General features: G+C 59.3%; 15 protein-coding genes, 2 tRNA genes and 3 rRNA genes. 3 read left to right on the forward strand and 17 right to left on the reverse strand.

Annotated features, from left to right (window positions below; all coding sequences use genetic code 11):
- Window positions 1-44: 44 nt before the first annotated feature.
- From ACSBPU_RS13765 to ACSBPU_RS13785, 5 genes are all read right to left on the reverse strand, one after another.
- On the reverse strand, window positions 45-824 hold the full coding sequence (locus ACSBPU_RS13765; protein WP_442592647.1) for an enoyl-CoA hydratase/isomerase family protein: 780 nt from the start codon (window positions 822-824) through the stop codon (window positions 45-47).
- On the reverse strand, window positions 821-2,368 hold the full coding sequence (locus ACSBPU_RS13770) for a tripartite tricarboxylate transporter permease (protein ID WP_442592648.1): 1,548 nt from the start codon (window positions 2,366-2,368) through the stop codon (window positions 821-823). Before ACSBPU_RS13770 ends, ACSBPU_RS13765 begins: the two co-directional genes overlap by 4 nt.
- 21 nt (window positions 2,369-2,389) lie before the next feature.
- Entirely contained in the window at window positions 2,390-2,905 is a 516-nt protein-coding gene (locus ACSBPU_RS13775) for a tripartite tricarboxylate transporter TctB family protein (protein WP_442592649.1), read from the reverse strand.
- Window positions 2,906-2,921: 16 nt separating this feature from the next.
- A complete protein-coding gene (locus ACSBPU_RS13780; protein WP_442592650.1) occupies window positions 2,922-3,941 on the reverse strand; it encodes a Bug family tripartite tricarboxylate transporter substrate binding protein in 1,020 nt (339 codons plus the stop codon).
- A 216-nt stretch (window positions 3,942-4,157) separates the two neighbouring features.
- Window positions 4,158-5,363 carry a pyridoxal-phosphate-dependent aminotransferase family protein gene (locus ACSBPU_RS13785; protein ID WP_442592651.1) on the reverse strand — a complete coding sequence of 402 codons (1,206 nt, stop codon included), beginning with the start codon at window positions 5,361-5,363 and terminating at the stop codon, window positions 4,158-4,160.
- 211 nt (window positions 5,364-5,574) lie between these two features.
- Between ACSBPU_RS13785 and ACSBPU_RS13790 the strand changes: the two genes are divergently transcribed.
- Together ACSBPU_RS13790 and ACSBPU_RS13795 are read left to right on the forward strand one after the other, a co-directional pair.
- Complete coding sequence (locus tag ACSBPU_RS13790) at window positions 5,575-6,306, forward strand: GntR family transcriptional regulator (protein ID WP_442592652.1); 732 nt, start codon at window positions 5,575-5,577, stop codon at window positions 6,304-6,306.
- Window positions 6,307-6,346: 40 nt separating this feature from the next.
- On the forward strand, window positions 6,347-9,370 hold the full coding sequence (locus ACSBPU_RS13795; RefSeq protein WP_442592653.1) for an FAD-binding and (Fe-S)-binding domain-containing protein: 3,024 nt from the start codon (window positions 6,347-6,349) through the stop codon (window positions 9,368-9,370).
- On the opposite strand, the gene ACSBPU_RS13800 is transcribed toward ACSBPU_RS13795, so the two are convergent.
- From ACSBPU_RS13800 to ACSBPU_RS13855, 12 genes are all read right to left on the reverse strand, one after another.
- Window positions 9,345-10,883, reverse strand: coding sequence for a M81 family metallopeptidase (locus ACSBPU_RS13800; protein WP_442592654.1), 1,539 nt, complete (start codon window positions 10,881-10,883; stop codon window positions 9,345-9,347). The two genes, ACSBPU_RS13795 and ACSBPU_RS13800, sit on opposite strands and share 26 nt — an antisense overlap.
- Window positions 10,884-10,899: 16 nt before the next feature.
- Window positions 10,900-12,162, reverse strand: a complete 1,263-nt coding sequence (locus ACSBPU_RS13805) for a Zn-dependent hydrolase (protein WP_442592655.1) — start codon at window positions 12,160-12,162, stop codon at window positions 10,900-10,902.
- A 34-nt stretch (window positions 12,163-12,196) separates the two neighbouring features.
- A complete protein-coding gene (locus ACSBPU_RS13810) occupies window positions 12,197-12,901 on the reverse strand; it encodes an ATP-binding cassette domain-containing protein (RefSeq protein ID WP_180067882.1) in 705 nt (234 codons plus the stop codon).
- Window positions 12,901-13,665, reverse strand: a complete 765-nt coding sequence (locus ACSBPU_RS13815) for an ABC transporter ATP-binding protein (RefSeq protein WP_442592656.1) — start codon at window positions 13,663-13,665, stop codon at window positions 12,901-12,903. The genes ACSBPU_RS13810 and ACSBPU_RS13815 overlap by 1 nt, the downstream gene beginning before the upstream one ends.
- Window positions 13,662-14,651 carry a branched-chain amino acid ABC transporter permease gene (locus ACSBPU_RS13820; RefSeq protein ID WP_442592657.1) on the reverse strand — a complete coding sequence of 330 codons (990 nt, stop codon included), beginning with the start codon at window positions 14,649-14,651 and terminating at the stop codon, window positions 13,662-13,664. Before ACSBPU_RS13820 ends, ACSBPU_RS13815 begins: the two co-directional genes overlap by 4 nt.
- The gene (locus ACSBPU_RS13825) at window positions 14,648-15,508 is read right to left on the reverse strand and encodes a branched-chain amino acid ABC transporter permease (protein WP_442592658.1); all 861 of its coding nucleotides are present in this window, start codon (window positions 15,506-15,508) and stop codon (window positions 14,648-14,650) included. The genes ACSBPU_RS13820 and ACSBPU_RS13825 overlap by 4 nt, the downstream gene beginning before the upstream one ends.
- 192 nt (window positions 15,509-15,700) lie before the next feature.
- Window positions 15,701-16,900, reverse strand: a complete 1,200-nt coding sequence (locus ACSBPU_RS13830; protein WP_180067878.1) for an ABC transporter substrate-binding protein — start codon at window positions 16,898-16,900, stop codon at window positions 15,701-15,703.
- Between the two features lie 434 nt (window positions 16,901-17,334).
- Window positions 17,335-17,447, reverse strand: a 5S ribosomal RNA gene (gene rrf / locus ACSBPU_RS13835).
- Window positions 17,448-17,681: 234 nt separating this feature from the next.
- Window positions 17,682-20,568 (reverse strand): 23S ribosomal RNA (locus tag ACSBPU_RS13840).
- 344 nt (window positions 20,569-20,912) lie between these two features.
- Window positions 20,913-20,988, reverse strand: a tRNA-Ala gene (locus tag ACSBPU_RS13845).
- Window positions 20,989-21,008: 20 nt separating this feature from the next.
- Window positions 21,009-21,085 (reverse strand) — tRNA-Ile (locus tag ACSBPU_RS13850).
- A gap of 99 nt (window positions 21,086-21,184) precedes the next feature.
- A 16S ribosomal RNA gene (locus tag ACSBPU_RS13855) occupies window positions 21,185-22,715 on the reverse strand.
- The 16S, 23S and 5S rRNA genes sit together here with 2 tRNA genes alongside, the layout of an rRNA operon.
- Before the next feature lie 801 nt (window positions 22,716-23,516).
- On the opposite strand from ACSBPU_RS13855, the gene rng reads away from it, so the two are divergent.
- Window positions 23,517-24,980 (forward strand): ribonuclease G, encoded by a 1,464-nt coding sequence (gene rng / locus ACSBPU_RS13860; RefSeq protein WP_442592659.1) that lies wholly within the window; start codon window positions 23,517-23,519, stop codon window positions 24,978-24,980.
- Window positions 24,981-24,992: the final 12 nt, after the last annotated feature.

Raw genomic sequence — 24,992 nt, forward strand, 5'->3', positions numbered from 1 at the left:
CTTTGTGCTTGCGTAAGGCCATGCCGCCATGCGGCATGGCGCGGTCAGCGCCCGGTGAACCCGGGCTTGCGCTTGGCCAGGAACGCGGCATAGCCCTCGCGAAAATCCTGCGTATCGAAGCAGTCGAAGCATTCGTCGTATTCGGCTTCGGACAAGGGACGCGGATCGGCAAGTCGCCGTGCGAATTTCTTGTGCCACCGCGCCACCAGCGGCGCACCGTCGGCGATGCGCCGGGCGGCAGCGCGCGCCTCGGCCTCGACCTGGTCGTCAGCGACCACCCGAGTGACCAGCCGCTTCTCTTTCGCTTCCGCCGCATCGAAGATCCTGCCTTCCAGAAGGATCTCCAGCGCGACGTCCGGTCCGGCAAGGCGGACCAGGGGTGCCATTTCCTGATAGGCCATGACCAGCCCGAGATTCTTGATGGGCGCGCCGAACCGGCTGGATACGCCGCAGATCCGGATGTCGCACAAGGAAGCGATCTCAAGGCCACCGCCTACGCAAATACCGTGTATCTGCGCGACCAGCGGATGCCTGCATTGGGTCAAGGCCTCGGCGGTCGCATGCATGATGCGACCGTACTCGATGGCTTGGCGCTTGTTGGAGCGATCCGTCTCGAACTCGGCAATGTCGTTGCCGGGCGAGAAGGATTTTTCGCCCGCGCCGCGCAAGATGATGCAGCGCAAGGTGTCGTCGGCCGACAGCGTACCGACCGTGGTTCCAAGCGTCTGCCACATCTCGCGCGTCATCGCGTTGAGCTTTTGAGGCCGATTCAGTATCACCGTTGCGATGTCGCCTTCGCGCTCGACCAGGATGAGTTCGCTCATTTGGCCGCCTCCGAGCTGGCATTGCCGCCGTGGTTGCCATTGCGCCCATTGCCGGCGCCTCGCAGCAGCCGCAACGCATAGGGCACCAAGGGCCAGAACAGCATGATCAAGGCCAATGTGGTGATGGTGCCGACCAGGCCGTTCGACCAGAATACATGCAGGCCGGTGCCTGGACCGAGCATGGCCTGGCGGAACGCGTCTTCCATGCGGTCGCCCAGCACCAGTGCGAGGATCATGGGAGCGAGCGGATAGGACAGTTTCTTCAGCACATAGCCGATGACGCCGAACAGCAGCATCAGCCAGACGTCCAGCATCGCGTTATGCACGGAGTAGGCGCCAATGGCGCAAACCACGATGATGATGGGCGCCACGATGGCGAAAGGAATGCGCAGGATGGCGGCGAACAGAGGCACCGTGCTGAGCACCAGGATCATGCCGGCAAAGTTGCCCAGATACATGCTGGCGATGAGGCCCCAGACAAATTCCTTTTGCTCCACGAACAGCAGCGGCCCCGGCTGCAGGCCCCAGATCATCAGCCCCCCGAGCAGCACCGCGGCCGTCGCCGAACCTGGGATGCCCAGCGCCAGCATGGGCAGCAAGGCGGATGTTCCCGATGCGTGCGCGGCAGTTTCGGGCGCGATCACCCCTTCGAGTTCGCCTTTGCCGAATTTATGCCCATTGCGGGAGAAGCGCTGCGCCAGGCCATACCCCATGAACGACGCGGCCGTCGCGCCGCCGGGCGTGACGCCCATCCAGCAGCCGACCAGCGTGCTCCGGATCAAGGTCATCCAGTACTTGGGCATTTCGCGCCAGGTCTGCAGCACCACCTTGAGGTTCATCTTGCCGTTCTTGCCTTCGAACTTGAGCCCCTCTTCCATGCTGACCAGGATCTCGCCGATACCGAAGAGGCCGATCACCACGACCAGGAAGTCGATGCCGCGCAGGAGCTCGGACAGGCCGAAGGTCATGCGCAAGCCGCCGCTGATCGTGTCCATGCCGATCGCCGCCAGACCGAAACCCAGCATCATCGAAATAATGGTCTTGAACGGTGTTTTCTTGTCGGTTCCCACAAAGCTGCAGAAGGTCAGCAGGAAGACCGCGAAGAACTCCGGCGGGCCGAATTGCAGCGCAAAGCGAGATACCAGCGGCGCAAGAAAGGTGATGAGCAGCACGCCCGACAGCGCGCCAAAAAAGGAGCCCGTGAAAGAGGCCGTCAGGGCGTTGCCGGCCTTCCCCTGCTGCGCCAGCGGGTATCCATCGAACGTCGTCGCCACCGAGGAGGTTTCCCCGGGTATGTTGAAAAGGATCGACGTGATGGCGCCCGCGAACAGCGAACCCCAATAAATGCACGACAGCATGATGATGGCTGAGGTGGGCGGCATGGTGAAGGTAAGGGGCAGCAGGATGGCGACGCCATTCGGGCCGCCCAGGCCCGGTAGCACCCCGATGATTACACCCAGCACCAGGCCGATCATCATCATCCAGATGTTGTACCAGCTCAATACCGTGGCGAATCCATGAAGCAAAGAATTGAGTTCATCCACAATGGATCTCCTGTTTCCGGTTCAATAGCCCAACATGGCTTCCAAAGGTCCTTTGGGCAAAGGAACCATGAACTGGATCTCGAACATCCAGAACAGCAATACGTTGACGCTGACGCTGATCAGCACGGTCTTCAGCCATCCTATCCGCCCGAGCAGACGCATGAAGCCGCCGATGAACAGGACGGATGCGACATAGATGCCCAGGAACTGGATCAGCAGGATATAGACGCCCGTGGGGACCAGCACCAGCAGCACCAGGCGGAAACGCGCCCAACTGACGAAGATCTCGCGATTGCGGTTCTTTCCGAATATCGATCCCAGGAACACCGCGACGCTGGCAATGCACAGGATGGCACCGATATGGAAAGGGAAGTAGCCGGGCTCAGGCCCGTCGGACGCCCATGATATGCCGATGCGATGATTGTCGAGCATCATGACCATGCCCAGGATGAACACGACCACCGCGGTGATGGCATCGACGTGACTGTGAGACAACCCGCCTTTCGGCGGGCTGTCCTGAGTTTGCTCTTGACTCATTAGCAGCTCCGGTTGCTTATTTCTTGGCAGCCAGGCCAGCTTCCTGCATCAGCGTTTTGTGATTGGCTTCGTCTTTTTCAAGGAAGCTGACAAAGTCGGCGCCGGTCAGGTATTGGCCATGCAGGGCCTGTTTCGCGAGGTATTCCTTCCATTCGTCCGTTTCGCTGACTTTCTTGAGCAGGTCCGCGTAATAGGCGGATTGCTCGGCTGTGGTCTTGGGCGGCAGGAAGAAGGCGCGCAGCATCTGGTACTGGACGTCGTAGCCCGCTTCTTTGCAGGTCGGGATGTCGGACCAGGCAAGTTCCTTGGTGATCTTGTCCTTGTAGGTCATGCGCTGCTCGGAAAACACGCAAAGCGCCTTGACCTGGTCGGCACGCCATTGCGCGACGTTCTCGCTGGGATTGTTAACGTTGGAATCGGTGTGCTTGCCCACCAGCTGCGTTGCGGCTTCGCCACCGCTTTTGTAGGGCACATAGGTGAACTTGACGCCGGCGGCTTTCTCCAGTGCGACCGTGATGATCTGGTCTTCGCGCTTGGCGCCCGTGCCTCCCATCTTGAATTTGCCCGGACCGCCCTCCTTGACGGCCTTCAGGTAGTCGGCCGCAGTCTTGTACGGCGCCTCGGCGTTGGTCCACAACACGAATTCATCCTGCGCGATCATGGCAACGGGATTCAAGTCGCGCCAATTGAACGGCAAGTTCACGGCGATGGGCAAGGTATAGATGGCCGAAAAGGCCACCATCAACTTGTGAGGGTCGCCCGCCGATGCCTTGGTCTCCATGATGCCTTCGCCGCCGCTTGCGCCGCCCTTGTTCAGCACCAGGGTGGACTGCTTCATGAGCTTGTGCTTGAGGATGATGCTTTGTATGGTGCGCGCCATTTGATCCGAGGCGCCGCCCGCGCCCGCCGGCACGATGATTTCGACCGAACGAGTGGGTTCCCAGGCATGGGCCGGCATGGCGACGGTGCCGGCCAGAACGACCGTCGACGCAAAAAGATAGGACTTCTTTGACAACCTGCGAGTCAGATGCTTCATGTGGATCTCCTCAATTGGTGCTGCAGAATACGTCCTCTGTCGGAACGCGGTTGGTATGCGAGCCTGTACTGCGATGGGCGGCTCGGCGGCCGCCTTATTGTTCTAGATCGAATGCCGCCTGGGGTCAGACCCCGTATGGGGGTCTGACCCCGGCCCCTAGCTTGGACCCCGTACGGGGTCTGACCCCGGTCTGGCCTGGCTTGGGGGTTCAGCGTGTCATGCCGCCTTGACCGCGGGCGCCGCGACGGAACCGGCGAGGTAATCCATAGCCGCCAGGACGCCGCCCTTGCGATGCGGCACGCCGGCTTTTTCGAGTCCCATTTCGATGCCGGCCAAGGTGCCGCAAAGCGTCAGGTCGTTCAAGTCGCCCAGGTGCCCGATGCGGAATACCTTGTCCGACAGCTTGGTAAGCCCTTGGCCGAGCGACATGTTGAAATGCGTGAGCACTGTCTTGCGGAATGCGTCGGCGCTGTGCCCTTCCGGCATGATGACCGCGGTGAGCACGGAACTGTACTCCGCCGGATTCTTGCACAGGATTTCCAGGCCCCAGGCATTCACGGCCCGGCGCGTGGCCTCGCCGAAGCGATCATGCCGGGCAAAGACGTTGTCCAGGCCTTCGGAGAAGAGCATTTCGAGCGCTTCGTGCAGACCATACAGCAGATTGGTAGCCGGCGTATACGGAAAATAGCCCTTGCCGTTGATGGCGATCATTTCCTTCCAGTCCCAATAGGAACGGGGCAGCCGCGCGGACTCCGACGCGGCGAGCGCCTTGGCGCTGACGGCATTGAAGGACAGCCCGGGCGGCAGCATCAAGCCTTTTTGGGAACCGGATACGGTGACATCGACCCCCCATTCGTCATGGCGATAATCGATGGAACCCAGGGAGGAAATCGTGTCGACCATCAGCAGGGCCGGGTGCTTGGCGCTGTCGATGGCCTGCCGGATGGCGGCGATATTGCTGGTTACGCCGGTGGCGGTCTCGTTGTGCACGACGCAGACTGCCTTGATCTCATGCTGGGTATCGGCCTGAAGCCTGGCCTTGACCTTGTCGGCGTCCGCGCCGTGGCGCCAGTCGCCGTCCATGAATTCCACGTCGAGGCCGAGCTTGACCGCCATTTTCTTCCACAGCGTGGCGAAATGGCCGGTTTCCGCCATCAGCACCTTGTCGCCCGGAGACAGCGCATTGACCAGCGCCGCTTCCCACGCGCCGGTACCCGATGCCGGGTAAATGATGACGTGGGATTCGGTCTTGAACACTTTTTTCATGCCGGACAGCACCGCCCTGCCCAGTTCGCCGAATTCGGGACCGCGGTGGTCGATGGTGACGTTGTCGATGGCGCGCAGCACACGATCAGGTACATTGCTCGGCCCCGGAATCTGCAGGAAATGGCGACCGGAGGGATGTGAATGTAAGGGAATCATGGAACGCTCCTGGCAATATTTGGTATACAAAATACAAATGTTCATGAATAATAAGAAGAAAGAAGATTACCTGCAAGCATTATTTCGTGATGCACCACAACATAAATACAAAAAGCAAACCGGTTAGAATAGGAGACCCGCCCTTCCCGCCTGCACGCATGACACAGACTACCCTGCCTGCTTCAGGCCTACATGCTTTTTGTATACCAATATGAAAACACCGCAAGCCAGCTACGATTCCCTTCTTGCGCCGTACAGCGCCTCCGCCCCCATCACCACCGATGCGGTGGACCGGCGCACGCTGCCCACCGCCGTCGCCGACCGCTTGCGCGAACTGATCATCGAGGGCCAGTTGCCCGCCGGATCGCGCCTGAACGAGCGCGCCTTGTGCGACCTGCTGCAGGTTTCGCGCACGCCGTTGCGGGAAGCATTTCGCCTGCTGTCCGCGGAAGGCCTGGTACGCATGCAGCCCAATCGGGGAGCGCAAGTCATTGCGTTGTCGGAAAAAGACGTACGCGAAAGCTTCGAGGTCATGTGCGCGCTGGAAGCGCTGTCGGGCGAGCTGGCCTGCCAGCGCATCAGCGAGGAAGAAATCGCCGAGATCAAGGCGCTGACCTTCGAAATGCAGGCCTGCCACGCCCGCCGGGACTTATCGTCCTACTACCACGTCAATCGGCAAATACATGACCTGATCAACGCCGCCGGCCACAACGACTTGCTTTCGACGGTCTACAAGACCATCAATCTTCGGCTGCAGAACCTGCGTTTCCGCTCCAATCTGAATCACGACAAATGGGATCAGGCCATGCGCGAACACCAGGACATGGTCGATGCCCTGGTCGCGCGCGATGGAGCCCGCATGGCAAACGTCATGCGCCTGCACCTGCAGCGCAAGGGCGAAGCCGTCCTCGAAAGCCTGAATCCGCCTCCCAACTCCGATTAATCACGGCCGCAGGCCTTGCAACCACCTCGACAGGATTACGATGAACGCGCCCCTTTCACAGCAACACTTGAAACAAACGCATATCGCACGCGACGAGATGGCAAGCCGCCTGCGCAAGATCGTCGAGGGCGAGGTCCTGTTCGATGCCGCCTCGCGGGGCCGCTATGCGACGGACGCTTCCATCTATCAGATCGACCCGGTGGGCGTTCTCGTTCCGCGCAGCTTCGGCGATGTCACCGCCGCAATCGACCTGTGCCGGGAAATGCGCGTACCCCTGGTGGGGCGCGGCGGCGGCACGTCTCAGTGCGGGCAGACCGTGGGCGCCGCGCTGGTCATCGACAACAGCAAGCATCTCAACCAAGTGGTGGACCTGGACCTGGATGCCATGACCGTGACGGTGGAACCCGGCATTGTGCTGGACCACCTCAATGCCTGGCTCAAGCCGCACGGGGTGTGGTTCCCGGTGGACGTCAGCACGGCGGCTCAGTGCACGATAGGCGGCATGGCCGGCAACAATTCCTGCGGCTCACGATCCATCGCCTACGGCAACATGGTGCATAACGTGACCGCTATCGACGCCGTGCTGGCCGATGGAACGCAGGCGCGGTTCGCCGCCGAATCAAGCATGGCGGGCGCGCCGACGCGCATACAGAACATCATTGCCGGCCTGCGATCGATCGCGGCGCGCGAGCATGATGAAATCGCCGCGCATGTGCCGGCGGTGCTGCGCCGCGTGGGCGGCTACAACCTGGATATCTATCATCCGCAAAATCCCCGCCCCTATACCGACGATGGCAGCGTCAACCTGGCGCACCTCCTGGTTGGCAGCGAGGGCACGCTGGCCTATTCCCGCCGGCTGGTCTTGAAGCTATCGCCCCTGCCCCGCAGCAAGGCTCTGGGGGTGGTGAACTTCCCGACCTTCTATCAGGCCATGGACATGACGCAGCATATCGTCAAGCTGGGGCCCTGTGCTGTCGAACTCGTCGACAGCACCATGATAGAACTTGCCCGCGGGAATCCCGCTTTCCGCCCCGTGATCGACAAAGCACTGATCGGTTCGCCGGAGGCGATCCTGCTGGTCGAATTTGCCGGAGAATCGCAGCAGGAACAGTTGGCGCGGCTGGCGCAGCTGGTGGAACTCATGGCCGACCTCGGCTTGCCGGGATCGGTGGTCGAAATGCCTGATGCAGGTCCTCAGAAGGAACTCTGGGAAGTCCGCAAAGCGGGGCTCAACATCATGATGAGCATGCGCGGAGACGGCAAACCGGTGTCGTTCATTGAAGACTGCGCCGTCCCGCTGGAGCACCTGGCCGAATACACTAGCCAGTTGACCGAGGTCTTTACGCGCTACGGCACACGCGGCACATGGTACGCCCATGCCTCTGTCGGTACGCTGCACGTGCGCCCGATTCTCGACATGCGCCGCGACGGCGCCCAGAAGATGCGCGCCATCGCCGAAGAGGCGGGTGCGCTGGTGCGACGCTACAAAGGCGCGTTCTCGGGCGAACACGGCGACGGCCTGGTCCGCAGCGAATGGGTCGGCTGGCAGTTCGGCCCGCGGTTGACGCACGCCTTCGAAGAGATCAAAGACCTTTTCGATCCCGACGGCCTGATGAACCCCGGCAAGATCGTACGCTGCGAAAAAATGGACAAGGTGGAAACCTTCCGGTTCAAGCCGTCGTATCAGGTGATTCCGCTCCAGCCCGCGCTGGACTGGTCGTCCTGGGACGTCCAGATCGATCCCGTAAGCGAACGCGTCAGCGCGCCCGGCACGGGAGGCGATGCGGCCCGCGGCCTGGCCAAGGCCGTTGAAATGTGCAACAACAACGGCCACTGCCGCAAGTTCGACGCCGGCACGATGTGCCCCAGCTATCGCATCACGCGCGACGAGCAGCACCTGACGCGCGGGCGCGCCAACACGCTGCGCCTGGCGCTGTCGGGGCAGCTTGGACCCGACGCCCTGGCCTCGGAAGCCGTGCGCGATGCAATGGACCTGTGCGTGAGCTGCAAGGGCTGCAAGCGCGACTGCCCAACGGGCGTGGACATGGCCAGGATGAAGATCGAATTTTTGAATCAATGGCGCAAGCGGCATGGATTGACCCTGAAAGACAGGCTCATCGCGACCATGCCGCAGTGGGCCCCTTGGGCAGCGCGGCTTCCTTGGCTGTTCAACTTGCGTAACGCCATGCCGATGCTGGCGAAGCTGTCGGAAAAGCACCTGGGCATCTCCGCCAAGCGCAAGCTGCCCGCATGGCGTCGCGACACCTTCGTCAGGAAGGCGCCGGATCATCCGGCCGAACAAGCGGATGTCGTGCTGTTTGCCGACACCTTCAACAATTATTTCGAATCAGAGAACGCCCACGCGGCATTGCAGGTCTTGACGGCGGCCGGCTACAAGGTACATGTCGCCCGCGCCGTGCCGGGCAGTCCCCAGGAAAACCGCCCCTTGTGCTGTGGGCGCACCTATTTGTCCGCAGGGCTGGTCGACAAAGCACGGGCCGAAGCGCGCCGAACGCTCGACGCATTGCGTCCGTTCATCACGCGCGGCATTCCCGTCGTGGGGCTTGAGCCGTCCTGTCTGCTCAGCCTGCGCGACGAATTTCTGGTCATGGGTTTGGGCGACGAGGCCCAGGCGCTGGCCAAGCAATCCTATCTGTTCGAGGAATTCCTCGCCCGCGAACTGAAGGCGGACCGGCTGAAGCTCGATTTGAAGCCGCTGCCCCAGAAACGCGCGCTGCTGCATGGGCATTGCCACCAGAAAGCCTTCGATGCCGTCAAACCGGTCCAGCAGGTGCTGGCGCTGATTCCGGAATTGAAAGTCGAGCTGGTGGAGTCCAGCTGCTGCGGCATGGCTGGCAGCTTCGGCTACGACGCCTCTCATTACGAGGCGTCCATGAAGATGGCCGAACTATCATTGCTGCCGGCCCTCCGGGAGGCCGACGCGAACACCCTGCTGGTTGCCGATGGAACCAGTTGCCGCCATCAGATCGCAGACGGCCTGGAAGAGCATTCCGGGCGCCGGGCCGAGCACGTGGCGATCATTCTGCGGCGTGCGCTGGAATAGTATCGGGCCAGGCGGCCTCGTCCAGTGGATAGACCGGCCGCCGCACCTTGCTGAAGGGAAAGAGATCGTAGTTGGAGCTGGTCACGCCCTGGCTGTCGCACTCGACGAACCCGCGGGCAATCGGGAAGAACACAGGGCGGCAGTACATGCGCGACTTCAGCAGCACGAAGCGGCTGGAGGCCGGATCCACTCCCATGCAGGTGAACACGCCCAGATCCCAGGGTTCATGGGTTTTTTCCGTGACCACGATCCGTGCGCCATCGATGGCGAACAGCGCCGTGCGGCCCATGCCGCATTTCATGCCCCGATAGGTGGGACCTGAAATGACGTATTCGCCATCGCCCAGGCGCAGCACTTTGCCGGTCAGCACAGGCGGGGTCTTTGTGATGCCCAGGCTGGTCAGCGCCCTTTTGTTGCCCAAGGGCAGCGTGACCGTCGCGCCCTCGCCGGCCTTGAACAGTGCATCGACCGCTTCGGGATCGCACAAGGGGCCCACGGCGATGTCCGTCAGGCCTTGAGCCAAGGCCTCTTGCAGGACGTCCATGGTGTCGCAGGTACCGCCCGACATGCAGTTGTCGCTGTGATCCAGCAACAGTACCGGTCCGTCCGGATTGCCGCAGCCCTCCTGTGCCTCGCCCGCCGTTTCCGCCAGGGCCTTGGCCCGGCCGACGGAGTCTTCGAGGCTGGGGCTGGCGTAGACGAATCCCTCGCGGCGGCTCCAGATCTGCTGGGCCAGGGAGTCTGCCGCCCACTGGGCCAGGGCCTGGTTCCGGCCGACAACGACGACGCTGAGGCACGGTGCGGGGATGTCCGCCAAGGCAAAACCCGCCATGACCGTCACGGCATCTATGCCGTCCTGCTTTTCGATCTCGATGGCGCGCGCAACGGCCGCCTTCATCTCGGGCGCGTGCGTGGAGCTCTTCAGGGTGTGCGTCATCAGCGGCAGTTGCCGCCATGCGAGCGCCGGCCGCTCGCCGCCTTGCAGCATCCGTTCCAGAATGCGGCCGGCGAGCTGGCCGGCCTCGTACATATCGGTATGAGGATAAGTCTTGAACCCGGTGATGATGTCGGCGTTGTCCACCATTTTCCGGGTGACATTGCCATGCAGGTCCAGCGACACGGCAATGGGCACGCCGGGGCATGCGGCACGCAGCCTTTCGAGAAGATCGCCTTCGCCGTCATCCGTGTCTTCCACCACCATCGCGCCGTGAAGATCGAGCATCAATGCATCGCAGCCTGGCGCCGCGTCGACAATGCACCGGCACATGGACCGATAGGCCTCTGCGTCGACCGGGCCGCTGGGATAGGCGGTGGCCGAAAGCGGCGTGACGATGTCGGCGCCCCAGGATTCAGCCAGATCGATGAAGGCGCCCATGGCCGTCACTGCGCCTTTGTTTGCCTTGTAGGCATCCGGCCCGTAATCGGGCCCCCGGTCGCCGAAGGCGGACAAGGGCGTTGGCACGGGCGAAAACGTATTGGTTTCGTGGTTGAGTCGGGCAATCAGTACTTTCATCGGGTTCAAGATCTGTTTACGATTCGGCGATGCCGGCTTGCTCGAGCATGGCCTGCAGCAGCACGTTGCAGCCGGCCTCGATGTGCTCGGGCAGGGCATCCTCGATTTCATTGTGGCTGATGCCGTCTTTGCACGGAATGAAAATCATGGCCGTCGGGGTGACGCGCGCAAGATACACCGCGTCGTGCCCCGCCCCGCTGACGATGTCCTTGTGCGAGTATCCCATGCGCCCGGCCGCCCGCCGCACCGCGCCGACCTGTTCGTCATGAAAAGGCTGTGGCTGGAAATACACGACCTGCTCCAGCTTGACCTCGACCCGGCCTTCATTCCGCAGTCCATCGCACAATGCCTTGAGTTCGCGATCCATGGCGCTGAGGACGTCGTCCGAGGCCGCGCGCAGATCCACGCTGAACTTGACCGTACCCGGAATCACGTTGCGTGAATTCGGATAGGCATCGATCCAGCCGACAGTGGACCGCGCATGCGGCGCGTGATCCAGGGCGATCCGGTTGATACCCTGGATCAATCCGGCGGCGGCCAGCAAGGCGTCCTTGCGCAGCTCCATGGGCGTCGGCCCGGCATGCGCCTCCATGCCCGTCACCACCACGTCGTACCAGCGCTGGCCCAGCGCACCGGTGACCACGCCGATCACGGTATCGGACGCCTCCAGGATGGGACCTTGTTCGATATGCGCCTCGAAGTAGGCCTTGATGGGGAAATGGGCTGCCTTTTCCGTTCCGGCATAGCCGATTTTCTTGAGTTCGTCGCCTACGCTCTTGCCTTCGGTGTCTTTCTGCTTCAAGACGTCCTGCAGGCCGAATGCGCCCACGAACACGCCTGACCCCATCATGACCGGCACGAAGCGCGAACCTTCTTCGTTAGTCCAGACGACGACTTCGATGGGCGCCCGCGTCTGCACGCCTTCGTCTATGAGCCGGCGTATGACCTCGAGCCCCGCCAGCACGCCGTAATTGCCGTCGAACTTGCCGCCCGTGGGCTGCGTATCGATATGGCTGCCTGTGAGGACCGGAGGCAGCGTGTCGTCCATTCCGGCACGGCGGGCGAATATATTGCCGATCTCGTCGACTCGCACGGTGCAGCCCGCTTCTTTCGCCCACTGCGTGAAGAGATCGCGGCCCTGCCGATCCAGGTCGGTAAGCGCCAGCCGGCATACGCCGCCTTTAGGGGTGGCACCGATCCGGGCAAGCGACATCAGGGAATCCCACAAGCGCTGCGCATCGATGCGCATGGCGGCGGTCGGTATTGCGGTTGTATCCATTTCTACCTCGATATGAAAAATAGCGCCAAACGCGTCAATCGGCGACGCCCACGCCCAGGTATTTGTCTTTCACTTCGGCATCGGCCATGAAGGCCGCATTGTCTCCATGGTACACAATGCGGCCGCTTTCCAGAATATAGTGCCTGTCGGCAAGCTGCGTGCAGACCTCCAGGTTCTGCTCGACCAGCAGGATGGCAATGCCGCTGCCGCGTATCAGCTTGAGCTGTGCCACGATCTCTTCGACGATGACGGGCGCCAGGCCCTCAACCGGCTCGTCCAGGATCAGGAGTTCCGGTGAATTCATCAAAGCGCGGCCTATGGCAAGCATTTGCTGCTCTCCGCCCGACAGCTGCCCTCCTCCGTTGCGCCGCCTTTCCTTGAGCCGGGGGAATATCTGGTAGATGTCGTCGAGCGACCAGCGCGCGCCTTTCTGGGCGGCGAGCTTGAGGTTTTCTTCGACGGTCAGCAGGCGGAATATGCCCCGGTGCTCGGGCACGAAACAGATATTGCGATCAGAGATGCGGTAGGTGGGCAGCGCGGTGATGTCGCTGCCGCGAAAGGTGATCCTGCCCTGGCGTGCCGGCACGATGCCCATGATGCTTTTCAGCGTGGTGGATTTGCCCGCGCCATTGCGGCCCAAGAGACAAACCAGCTCGCCTTCCGCGACCTGCAGGGAAACGTCCTGGATCACATGGCTCTGCCCGTAGTAGGCATGGATATGCTCGACGTTCAATAGCATCAGGCGCCTCCTGTAATCATATTGCCCAGGTAGGCCTGGCGGACTCGGTCGTCGCTCTTGACCTGATCGGGCGTTCCTTCGACCAGAACCTTGCCCAGCTGCATCACCGTGATCGTGTCGGAAATATCCATCACGATACCCATGTTGTGCTCGATGAGCACGACGGTAAGGTCCGCACGCAAGCCCTTGATGATGGCCTTCATGGCGTCGATGTCGTCGATGCCCATGCCCGAAGTGGGTTCGTCCAGGAAGATGATCTGCGGCTTGGCCGCCAGCGCCATGCCCACTTCCAGGCGGCGTTGCTGGCCGTGCGACAGCTGGCTGCTGACCCGATCGATGCAGTGCGTAAGTTCGAGGCGGGCCAGGATGGAGTCGATCAGTTCGGCATGGGCGTCCTTGAGCAAGGACTTGGACCAGAAATGCAGCGCCTTGCCGGGCTGTATGCCCTGCGCCGCCACCCGCAGGTTTTCGCGCACGGTCAGAGTGGGGAAAAGCGACGTGACCTGGAAGGAGCGGGCCATGCCAAGCTGAACGCGCTCGTGGTCGGGCATGCCGCCGACTTCCTTGCCATTCAGGGAAATGGAACCTGCCGTCAACGGCACCGTGCCCGTCAGGGTATGGAACAGCGTGGTCTTGCCCGCGCCGTTCGGCCCGATCACGGAATGGATGGTGTTGGGCATGACGCGCAGGTCGACGCCCGAAAGGGCCTGGAACTTACCGTAACGCTTGACGACGTTCCTGGCGTCCAGAATCGGCTGGCTCATGACGCCTCCTTTTTGGTTTCATTGCGAGCGCCGCGCGGTTGAAACCACATTGCGCCCAGGGCCCGGCAGGCTCCCCAGAGGCCGCCTTGCATGTACAGGCTTACCGCCATCAGCAGCAGGCCGAACAGCAGCAGCCAGCGCGGCCATAGATGCGACAGCCAGTCCGACACAATGACGTAGAACGCCGCGCCCAGTACGGACGCAATGAGCTTGCCGGTGCCGCCCAGCACGGTGACCAGCAGGATGACTTCGCTCATGTGGTAGTTGATGCTGGTAAGCGGCGCGATGCCGGTCATCATTGCGTACAAGGCACCCGCGAGCGCGGTGATGGCGCCGGACAGCATGAAGGCCACCATCTTGAAATGGATGATGTTATAGCCCAGGGCCGTCGCCCGCGCCGGGTTGTCGCGGATGGCCAGCAAGGTGCGGCCGAAGATGGAATCCACCACGCGCTGCAGCGCCCAATAAGCCAGCACGAACAGAATGGCGACGAAGGTGTAGTATTCCCAAGCCGTCTTGTTTGGCAGCACCGTATGGCCGAAAACGGTGAGCGGAAGCATGGGGATATCGAGCAAGCCGTTGTCGCCGCCGGTGAGCTCAGGCGTGGAATAGGCCAGGAAGTAGAACATCTGCGTCAAGGCCAGCGTCAGCATGACGAAGTACACGCCTTTCTGCCGGATGGCGAGCCAGCCGACGAGCCCTGCGACCGCCGCGCCCATGACAATGGCCAGTACAAGCACGAAAGTCATGGGCAGACCGGTACGCGTAAGCAGGATGCCCAGGGTATAGCTTCCTATGCCGAAGAATATCCCTTGGCCGAACGACAGCAGCCCCGCGTATCCGAGCAGCAGATTGCATCCCAGTGCAGCCAGCGCGAAGATGAGCACTTCGGACGCCAGCGAACCGGAGGTCAGTATCACGGGCAGGATCAGCACCGACAGCACCGCCATCAGCAGATAGCGGTTTCTCTTCAAGAACGAGATCATTGGCTTCTCCCCATCAAGCCGTCCGGACGAAGCAAGAGCACCAGCGCCATGGCTACATAGATCATCAGGCTGGCACCCTGCGGCCACAGGGTGCTCATCACGCTTTGCACGATGCCGACCAGAAGTCCTCCGAGAAGCGCGCCGCTGAAGCTGCCCATCCCGCCCACGACCACCACCACGAAGGCGACGGCCAGCGCTTCTATGCCCATGAAAGGCTCGACCCCACGCAAGGGCGCCGCCAGTACGCCGGCCAGTCCGGCGGTCGCCGCACCGAGGGCGAAGGTCAGCCCAAAGATCTTGTACACGTTGATGCGCAGCAGCGTCACCATCTCGGGCGATTCGCTACCCGCGCGGATGATGCTTCCCAGGCGGGTGCGCTCCAACAGCAGCCAGATGACTAGAGCAAGCAGCGCTGAAAACGCAATGAGGAAAAGCCGGTACTTGGGGTAGATGAAGGTGCCCCACATCACGACGCCGTTCAATCCGGCGGGCGGCGACACGTTGACGCCCACGGGGCCCCAATACAGGATCACGAGCTCTTGTATCGCCCAGGCCAGCCCGAGCGTGAACAGGATGTGGAATTCGTGCGGCAAATCATAGATGCGGCGCAGGAGAAGGCGCTCGGCCACCCAGGCGCAAAAGCCCACCACGACGGGTCCGACCAGCAACGCCAGCCAGAAGCTGCCGCCCAACTGCATGAATGCGTAGCATGCATAGGCGCCCATCAGATAGAACGCGCCATGCGCGAAGTTCACGAACCGCAATAACCCGAACACGATGGACAGGCCGACGGCCAGCAGGAAATAGATCATTCCTATGCCGATGCCGTTGACCAACTGCAGCAAGTATAAATTCATAGTCGATCGCTACCCTGACCCTTTGCCATATTGCAGCAAGAAAACGTGGGCTTCCGGACACCGCCCGAAATCGGCGACGGCCCGGCCAGCACGCGGACTTGCGGCGCTGAACAATTACCAATGAAACCAATGAATCGAGCACCTGCCGGCCGGACCGCCGCCCCGAGGAGCGGCCGGCCCTGCAAGGCGGAATCAGGCGGGCATCTTGCAGCCTGCCTGCTCGGGAGTCAGGAAGGATTGACCGCCGTGGACAATGTCGCAGTAGTCGTCCTTGTCCTTCATGGACGCCTTGGCCTTGCCCTTGAGCAGATAATAGTTCTTGATGACCTGGTGGTCTTCCTTGCGTATGGTCTCTTTGCCGGTGAGTCCATCATAGGTAGTGCCTTCCATGGCCGCAATCACTTTTGGCACGTCGGTGGAATTTGCCTTGACGATGCCATCGGCCATCATCTTGGTCAGGATATATGCCCCCGCGAGGCTGTAGTTCGGATTGATCTTGAACTTGTCCTGCGTACGCTTGACCAGCTCGTGATTGAGCGGGGAATCGATGCTGTGCCAATACTGCACACCGAAATACACATCCTGGCAAAGATCGGCGCCCAAGGACTCGAACTGTTCCAAGCCAGACGCCCACGCCATCAGGATGATGGTGTTGGTCTTCATGCCGAAGCTGACCGCCTGGCGCAAGGCTTCGGAACTTTGCGAGCCGAAGTTCAACAGCAAGAGGACATCGGGTTTGGCTGCCATGGCGTTGGTCAGGTAGCCGCTGAACTCGCGCTCGTCCAGGGAGTGATAGCTGTTGCCCACGTGCTCAAGCTGGTTTTCCTTCAGGATATTCTTGGTGGCGGTAAGCAGGCCTTCGCCAAACACGTACTGCGGGGTGATGGTATACCACCGCTTGGCTTCGGGATGCAGCTTGATCAGCGGGCCGACGGTCTCGCGGATGGCGCCATAAGTAGGCACCGACCAGCGGAAGGTCGCCCGGTTGCAATCGGTACCGGTGATTTCGTCCGCGCCCGCGGTGGTGACGAAAATGCCGCCCAGCTTGTCCAGGCCCTTGCCCATGGCCAATGCCTCTGAAGAAAGAATGCCGCCGGCGAAGAATCGGGCTTTCTGTTGTTCAAACAGGTCCTGAACCTGGCGGATGGCGGTCGCGGGCTTGCCTTGGGTATCGAGGATCTTGTAGCCGACCGGCTGTCCGATCAGGGTCTTGTTGTGCTCCACGAAGAGCTCGACTCCCATCTGCGCGAACTTGCCGTTCGCGGCGAAGGGGCCGGACATGGGGTTGGGGACGCCAAAGAGGATGGGGTCAGCGGCAAATGCCGGTTTCATGCCTAGGGGCGAAGCAAGAGCCGCAAGCCCGCCGAGCTTCAAAAGATCACGTCTGTTCATAGAGTCTCCGGAATATTTTTCATTATGACGACCATTGCATTCGGCAGCGCATGATGCGCCGGCTCAAAATGTGCGAATGATGCTATCACAAGCCCTAAAGTGGAAAAATATACAGCCTGGTAACAGATAACTAACTGTACAGCGGAAATTTATCACACTGTATAGGCATCTATATGACTCGACGGACGATGAAAAGCATGAGGAGGCGCCACCCCGGTGCCGGGGTCAGACCCCGTTCGGGGTCTGACCCCTGGAGCATACACCCCGGCTTGTCGGGCTTGGGGTCAGACCCCGACTGGGGTCTGACCCCTGAAGCAGACGCCCCGGCTTGAGCTGCTCCTGCGTGGCGGGCTTGGGGTCAGACCCCGTCCGGGGTCTGACCCCTAAAAGAAAAACCCCCGAGCGCTGGGCGCTGGGGGGTTTTGGCAATAAGAGCCTGACGATGACCTACTTTCACAGACGTACGTCCACTATCATCGGCGCAAAGGCGTTTCACGGTCCTGTTCGGGATGGGAAGGCGTGGGACCACCTTGCTATGGTCGTCAAGCGTAACTGGGTGCTCGGGCCCGTTCTTGAAGGGCGGGCCATGAGCCAATCTGGTAGAAGCCCTGTCTTGCCTGGGGCAAGACAGCAACAAGTAATTGGGGTGTGTTCTTTTGGTTCGCGGGTTGCGATGGGTACCGAGCTTCTTAGCTCAGCCTGTGCGCTGCCCTGTTTTTTTGGGGCAGCGACTTTCACTTTGTTTGAACGGCACTTGAACACCCACAACCTGCAAGGTTATAGGATCAAGCCGCACGGGCAATTAGTACTGGTTAGCTACACGCATTACTGCGCTTATACACCCAGCCTATCAACGTCCTGGTCTCGAACGACCCTTCAGGGGGGTCTAGCCCCCGGGATACCTAATCTTCAGACGAGTTTCCCGCTTAGATGCCTTCAGCGGTTATCTCTTCCGTACGTAGCTACTCGGCAATGCCATTGGCATGACAACCGATACACCAGCGGTACGTCCACTCCGGTCCTCTCGTACTAGGAGCAGGCTCCGTCAAGTATCCAACGCCCACGGCAGATAGGGACCAAACTGTCTCACGACGTTTTAAACCCAGCTCACGTACCTCTTTAAATGGCGAACAGCCATACCCTTGGGACCGGCTACAGCCCCAGGATGAGATGAGCCGACATCGAGGTGCCAAACACCGCCGTCGATATGAACTCTTGGGCGGTATCAGCCTGTTATCCCCAGAGTACCTTTTATCCGTTGAGCGATGGCCCTTCCATTCAGAACCACCGGATCACTATGTCCTGCTTTCGCACCTGTTCGACTTGTCAGTCTCACAGTCAAGCACGCTTATGCCATTGCACTATCAAGACGATTTCCGACCGTCTCTAGCGTACCTTCGAACTCCTCCGTTACACTTTAGGAGGAGACCGCCCCAGTCAAACTGCCCACCATGCACTGTCCCCAACCCGGATAACGGGCCAAGGTTAGAACCGCAAACAAACCAGGGTGGTATTTCAAGGATGGCTCCCTTAGATCTGGCGACCCAAGTTCAACGCCTCCCACCTATCCTACACAGGCCGGTTCACAGTCCAATGCAAAGCTACAGTAAAGGTTCATGGGGTCTTTCCGTCTAGCCGCGGGTAGATTGCATCATCACAAACACTTCAACTTCGCTGAGTCTCAGGAGGAGACAGTGTGGCCATCGTTACGCCATTCGTGCAGGTCGGAACTTACCCGACAAGGAATTTCGCTACCTTAGGACCGTTATAGTTACGGCCGCCGTTTACCGGGGCTTCGATCAAGAGCTTGCACCCCATCACTTAACCTTCCGGCACCGGGCAGGCGTCACACCCTATACGTCGACTTTCGTCTTGGCAGAGTGCTGTGTTTTTAATAAACAGTCGCAGCCACCGATTCTCTGCGACCCCTTCATGCTCTGGGCGCGGGCCCATCACACTACGCAGGGTATACCTTCTCCCGAAGTTACGGTATTAATTTGCCGAGTTCCTTCTCCTGAGTTCTCTCAAGCGCCTTGGAATATTCATCCCGTCCACCTGTGTCGGTTTGCGGTACGGTCTCGTAGGACTGAAGCTTAGAGGCTTTTCTTGGAACTGCTGCCGATCAGTCTAGAGCCTAAGCTCTATTCAGCCACACCCTTGAATTACGCGCCCGGATTTGCCTAAAGCGCCTTCTTCGATGCAGCAACGGGGACATCCAACACCCCGATGACGTTTCGCAATCCGTCCCCCCATCGCATCCTACGACGGTGCTGGAATATTAACCAGCTTCCCATCAGCTACGCATCTCTGCCTCGCCTTAGGGGCCGACTCACCCTGCGCCGATGAACGTTGCGCAGGAAACCTTGGACTTACGGCGAGGGGGCTTTTCACCCCCTTTATCGCTACTCATGTCAGCATTCGCACTTCTGATACCTCCAGCAGACTTCTCAATCTGCCTTCGCAGGCTTACAGAACGCTCTCCTACCGCGTATATCAAAGATATACACCCGCAGCTTCGGTCTATGGCTTAGCCCCGTTACATCTTCCGCGCAGGACGACTCGATCAGTGAGCTATTACGCTTTCTTTAAAGGGTGGCTGCTTCTAAGCCAACCTCCTGACTGTCTATGCCTTCCCACTTCGTTTCCCACTTAGCCATAGTTTGGGACCTTAGCTGGCGGTCTGGGTTGTTTCCCTCTTGAGTCCGGACGTTAGCACCCGGTGCTCTGTCTCCCACGCTCATACTTGCCGGTATTCGGAGTTTGCCATAGGTTGGTAAGTCGCCATGACCCCCTAGCTATAACAGTGCTCTACCCCCGGCAGCAATACGTGAGGCACTACCTAAATAGTTTTCGGAGAGAACCAGCTATTTCCAGGCTTGTTTAGCCTTTCACCCCTATCCACAGTTCATCCCCTAATTTTTCAACATTAGTGGGTTCGGTCCTCCAGCACGTGTTACCGTGCCTTCAACCTGACCATGGATAGATCGCCTGGTTTCGGGTCTACACCCAGCGACTAAATCGCCCTATTCGGACTCGCTTTCGCTACGCCTTCCCTATTCGGTTAAGCTTGCCACTGAATGTAAGTCGCTGACCCATTATACAAAAGGTACGCAGTCACGGGACAAGCCCGCTCCTACTGTTTGTATGCACACGGTTTCAGGATCTATTTCACTCCCCTTCCGGGGTTCTTTTCGCCTTTCCCTCACGGTACTGGTTCACTATCGGTCGATTACGAGTATTTAGCCTTGGAGGATGGTCCCCCCATCTTCAGACAGGATTTCACGTGTCCCGCCCTACTTGTCTGACGCCTAGTTCCAACAACTGAATTTCGTCTACAGGGCTATCACCTGCTACGGCCGCGCTTTCCATCGCGTTCGACTATCCAATTGCCTAAATCGTCAAGGCTGCTCCGATTTCGCTCGCCGCTACTTTCGGAATCTCGGTTGATTTCTGTTCCTCGAGCTACTGAGATGTTTCAGTTCACCCGGTTCGCCTCCATGACCTATGTATTCAGTCAAGGATAGGGTATCGCTACCCTGGGTTTCCCCATTCGGACATCTGCGGATCAAAGCTTGTTTGCCAGCTCCCCGCAGCATTTCGCAGGCTACCACGTCCTTCATCGCCTGTAATCGCCAAGGCATCCACCATGTGCACTTAGTCGCTTGATCCTATAACGTTGCAGGTTAAAAACCTAACAAGTTATAAAAACTTTGAGTTATGCGTGTTTGTGCCGTTCATCATTTTCAAAGGCCATGTCTTTAAACATGTATTTTTGAGAACTATTTGAACAAAATTGTTTAATGCAATCACAACCCGTACTTACGAACTCACCGTCACTTAAGACGATGCGCCGCAATTACTTCGTTGTGCTTCTTCCAGATTGTTAAAGAACGAGTAAAACCATTTATAAGCCTAGCTACTGCCTAAGACTTAACGAGCAACCCAGGCATCGCTGCCCAGACTCTTCGTTAACCCCTAATCAACCAGCCGATGAACCAACCCGCGGCGCGCTTGGTGGAGGATGACGGGATCGAACCGACGACCCCCTGCTTGCAAAGCAGGTGCTCTCCCAGCTGAGCTAATCCCCCTTCGCACCGATCAATCCTGCTGGTGGGTCAAGTTGGAATCGAACCAACGACCCCCGCCTTATCAAGACGGTGCTCTAACCGACTGAGCTACTGACCCAGCTTTCTGTTGCCAACCCATCTCGGGCCTTACTCTTTCTACCATCAACAGCCAATAAGTGTGGACGCTTTCGCTTTGGCATCCGAGCATTTTGCTCTGAAAGGAGGTGATCCAGCCGCACCTTCCGATACGGCTACCTTGTTACGACTTCACCCCAGTCATGAATCCTACCGTGGTAATCGCCCTCCTTGCGGTTAGGCTAACTACTTCTGGTAAAACCCACTCCCATGGTGTGACGGGCGGTGTGTACAAGACCCGGGAACGTATTCACCGCGACATGCTGATCCGCGATTACTAGCGATTCCGACTTCATGCAGGCGAGTTGCAGCCTGCAATCCGGACTACGATCGGGTTTCTGGGATTGGCTCCCCCTCGCGGGTTGGCGACCCTCTGTCCCGACCATTGTATGACGTGTGAAGCCCTACCCATAAGGGCCATGAGGACTTGACGTCATCCCCACCTTCCTCCGGTTTGTCACCGGCAGTCTCATTAGAGTGCCCTTTCGTAGCAACTAATGACAAGGGTTGCGCTCGTTGCGGGACTTAACCCAACATCTCACGACACGAGCTGACGACAGCCATGCAGCACCTGTGTTCCGGTTCTCTTGCGAGCACTCCTCTATCTCTAAAGGATTCCAGACATGTCAAGGGTAGGTAAGGTTTTTCGCGTTGCATCGAATTAATCCACATCATCCACCGCTTGTGCGGGTCCCCGTCAATTCCTTTGAGTTTTAATCTTGCGACCGTACTCCCCAGGCGGTCAACTTCACGCGTTAGCTGCGCTACTAAGGCCCGAAGGCCCCAACAGCTAGTTGACATCGTTTAGGGCGTGGACTACCAGGGTATCTAATCCTGTTTGCTCCCCACGCTTTCGTGCATGAGCGTCAGTATTATCCCAGGGGGCTGCCTTCGCCATCGGTATTCCTCCACATCTCTACGCATTTCACTGCTACACGTGGAATTCTACCCCCCTCTGACATACTCTAGCCCGGCAGTTAAAAATGCAGTTCCAAGGTTAAGCCCTGGGATTTCACATCTTTCTTTCCGAACCGCCTGCGCACGCTTTACGCCCAGTAATTCCGATTAACGCTTGCACCCTACGTATTACCGCGGCTGCTGGCACGTAGTTAGCCGGTGCTTATTCTGCAGGTACCGTCAGCGGCGCCAGGTATTATCCGGCGCCTTTTCTTCCCTGCCAAAAGTGCTTTACAACCCGAAGGCCTTCATCGCACACGCGGGATGGCTGGATCAGGGTTGCCCCCATTGTCCAAAATTCCCCACTGCTGCCTCCCGTAGGAGTCTGGGCCGTGTCTCAGTCCCAGTGTGGCTGGTCGTCCTCTCAAACCAGCTACGGATCGTCGCCTTGGTAGGCCTTTACCCCACCAACTAGCTAATCCGATATCGGCCGCTCCAATAGTGAGAGGTCCGAAGATCCCCCCCTTTCCCCCGTAGGGCGTATGCGGTATTAGCCACGCTTTCGCGTAGTTATCCCCCGCTACTGGGCACGTTCCGATATATTACTCACCCGTTCGCCACTCGCCACCAGACCGAAGTCCGTGCTGCCGTTCGACTTGCATGTGTAAAGCATCCCGCTAGCGTTCAATCTGAGCCAGGATCAAACTCTTCAGTTCAATTCCTGTAATCGTAAATTCCTCAAGCATCTAAAATAGACGCTCGGGACATACGTCGCTTCACTCAAACGAAAAAGACAAGTGTTCTAATTTCTTAAAACCTTACTTCTTCATTCTATGTGAGCACTTGATAATAACGTTGGCAAAAGTCCTTCGTGAAAAGAACCTCGCTCGCGCCGCATTCCAAGCGCCCACACTTATCGGCTGTTTGATTGTTAAAGAACAAGGGTGATGACCCGGCGCCTAGCTCTTTTGCCCAGCGCCTGCCCATCGGCAATTCTGCTCACCGCTTCCAACTCCGGCTGCACCTGCGTGCCGCGCTGTGTTTGAAGCAGAGAAACGAGATTATGAAGCAGTTTTTTGTCGGTGTCAAATCGGGGCTGACTTTATTTCCTTCAACCCCCTTGCGCTGCAACCCATCCGCAACACAAGGCACCGGCCTTGCCGCCGCACGACCTCGCGGTCTTGCTGCCCACTGCCGACTAGGGAAAACCCTAGATGTCCGTCAGCGAGGAAACGAACTATAGCATCAATTCTTCACGCCGTGCAAGTCAAGTTGTCATCTAAAGCGGGTAAAGATCCGGACTATCGGGTAAACCCTTGATTGGTAAGGGGTCAGACCCCCTGCGGGGTCTGACCCCGGGATGAACTCCGGGACGGCGTTTGGTTGGGGTCAGACCCTGTTCGGGTCTGACCCCTGGACCTTCACGGATGACGCCTTTGCCGATTTGATTTATCTTTGAGCGGTCCGGGCGTTGCTTCGCGCTATCGCTCCTCCTTTCTCAACAACGGCATCTGCACATGACTGAAGACATACTCATCAACGTCACTCCTTTCGAGACTCGGGTCGCACTCGTCGAGCAGGGAGCGGTGCAGGAACTGCATATAGAGCGCAGCATTCAGCGTGGGCAGGTGGGCAATCTGTATTTGGGCAAGGTCGTCCGGGTGCTGCCCGGCATGCAAAGCGCCTTCGTCGACATCGGCTTGGAACGCGCCGCTTTCATTCATGTCGCCGACCTGCGCCAGAATCGGTCCGAGCGTAGCAGCGGAAGCGCCGTCACGCCCATCGAGAAGCTGCTTTTCGAAGGGCAATCCCTTATCGTGCAGGTCATCAAGGATCCTTTGGGCACCAAGGGCGCCAGGCTGTCGACGCAAATCAGCATTGCAGGCCGCATGCTGGTCTATCTTCCTTACGACCCCCACGTCGGCATCTCGCAAAAGATAGAGTCGGAAGAAGACAGGATTTCGCTGAAAGAACGCGTACTGCGCTTTCGCGGCGAAGAAGACAAGGGAGGCTTCATCGTCCGCACCCAGGCCGAAGGCGCGACCGACGAAGAACTGCAGGCGGACCAATCCTATTTGCGCACGCTATGGGACAGCATACAAGGCAAGGTCAAGACCCAGCCCACCCCATCGGTGCTGTACACCGACCTGACGCTTGCACAACGCGTGCTGCGCGATATGGTCGGGCCTCATACAGGCACCATATTCGTCGACTCCAGAAGCACGACCCAGCAACTGCAGGAATGGGCAAAGATCTACACGCCTTCGGTACTCGACCGCATCAAGCACTACAGCGGCGAGCGCCCCCTGTTCGACACCGCAAACGTGGATGAGGAAATCGCCCGGGCGTTGTCCCGTCGCGTGGACCTGAAGTCGGGCGGCTACCTGATCATCGATCAGACCGAGGCGCTCACCACGGTCGATGTCAATACGGGGGGATATGTCGGTGGACGCAATTTCGACGACACGATCTTCAAGACCAATCTGGAGGCGGCGATTGCGCTCGCACGCCAACTGCGCCTGCGCAACCTGGGCGGCATCATCATCCTGGACTTCATCGATATGGACGATGCCGAGCACCGTAGCGCCGTGCTGTCGGAATTGAACAAGGCACTGGGCAAGGACCGGACACGCATGACCGTCAGCGGCTTCAGCCAGTTGGGCCTGGTGGAAATGACACGCAAGCGCACGCGCGATTCGCTGGCCCACCAATTGTGCGAACCCTGCCCCACCTGCCAGTCGCGCGGCAATGTCCGCACGCCCCGCACGCTGTGCTACGAGATTCTGCGCGAGATCCTGCGGGAGTCGCGGCAATTCAACCCCAAGGAGTTCCGCATCCTGGCTTCCCAAGCCGTCGTGGACCTGTTCCTGGAAGAAGAAAGCCCCCACCTGGCCATGCTGGGCGACTTCATCGGCAAGCCCATATCCCTGGAAGTGGAATCACAGTACAACCAGGAACAATACGACATTGTGCTGATCTGAGCCTTAGTCCCG

The sequence above is a fragment of the Parapusillimonas sp. JC17 genome (genome assembly GCF_052180245.1).
Classification (GTDB): domain Bacteria; phylum Pseudomonadota; class Gammaproteobacteria; order Burkholderiales; family Burkholderiaceae_B; genus Parapusillimonas.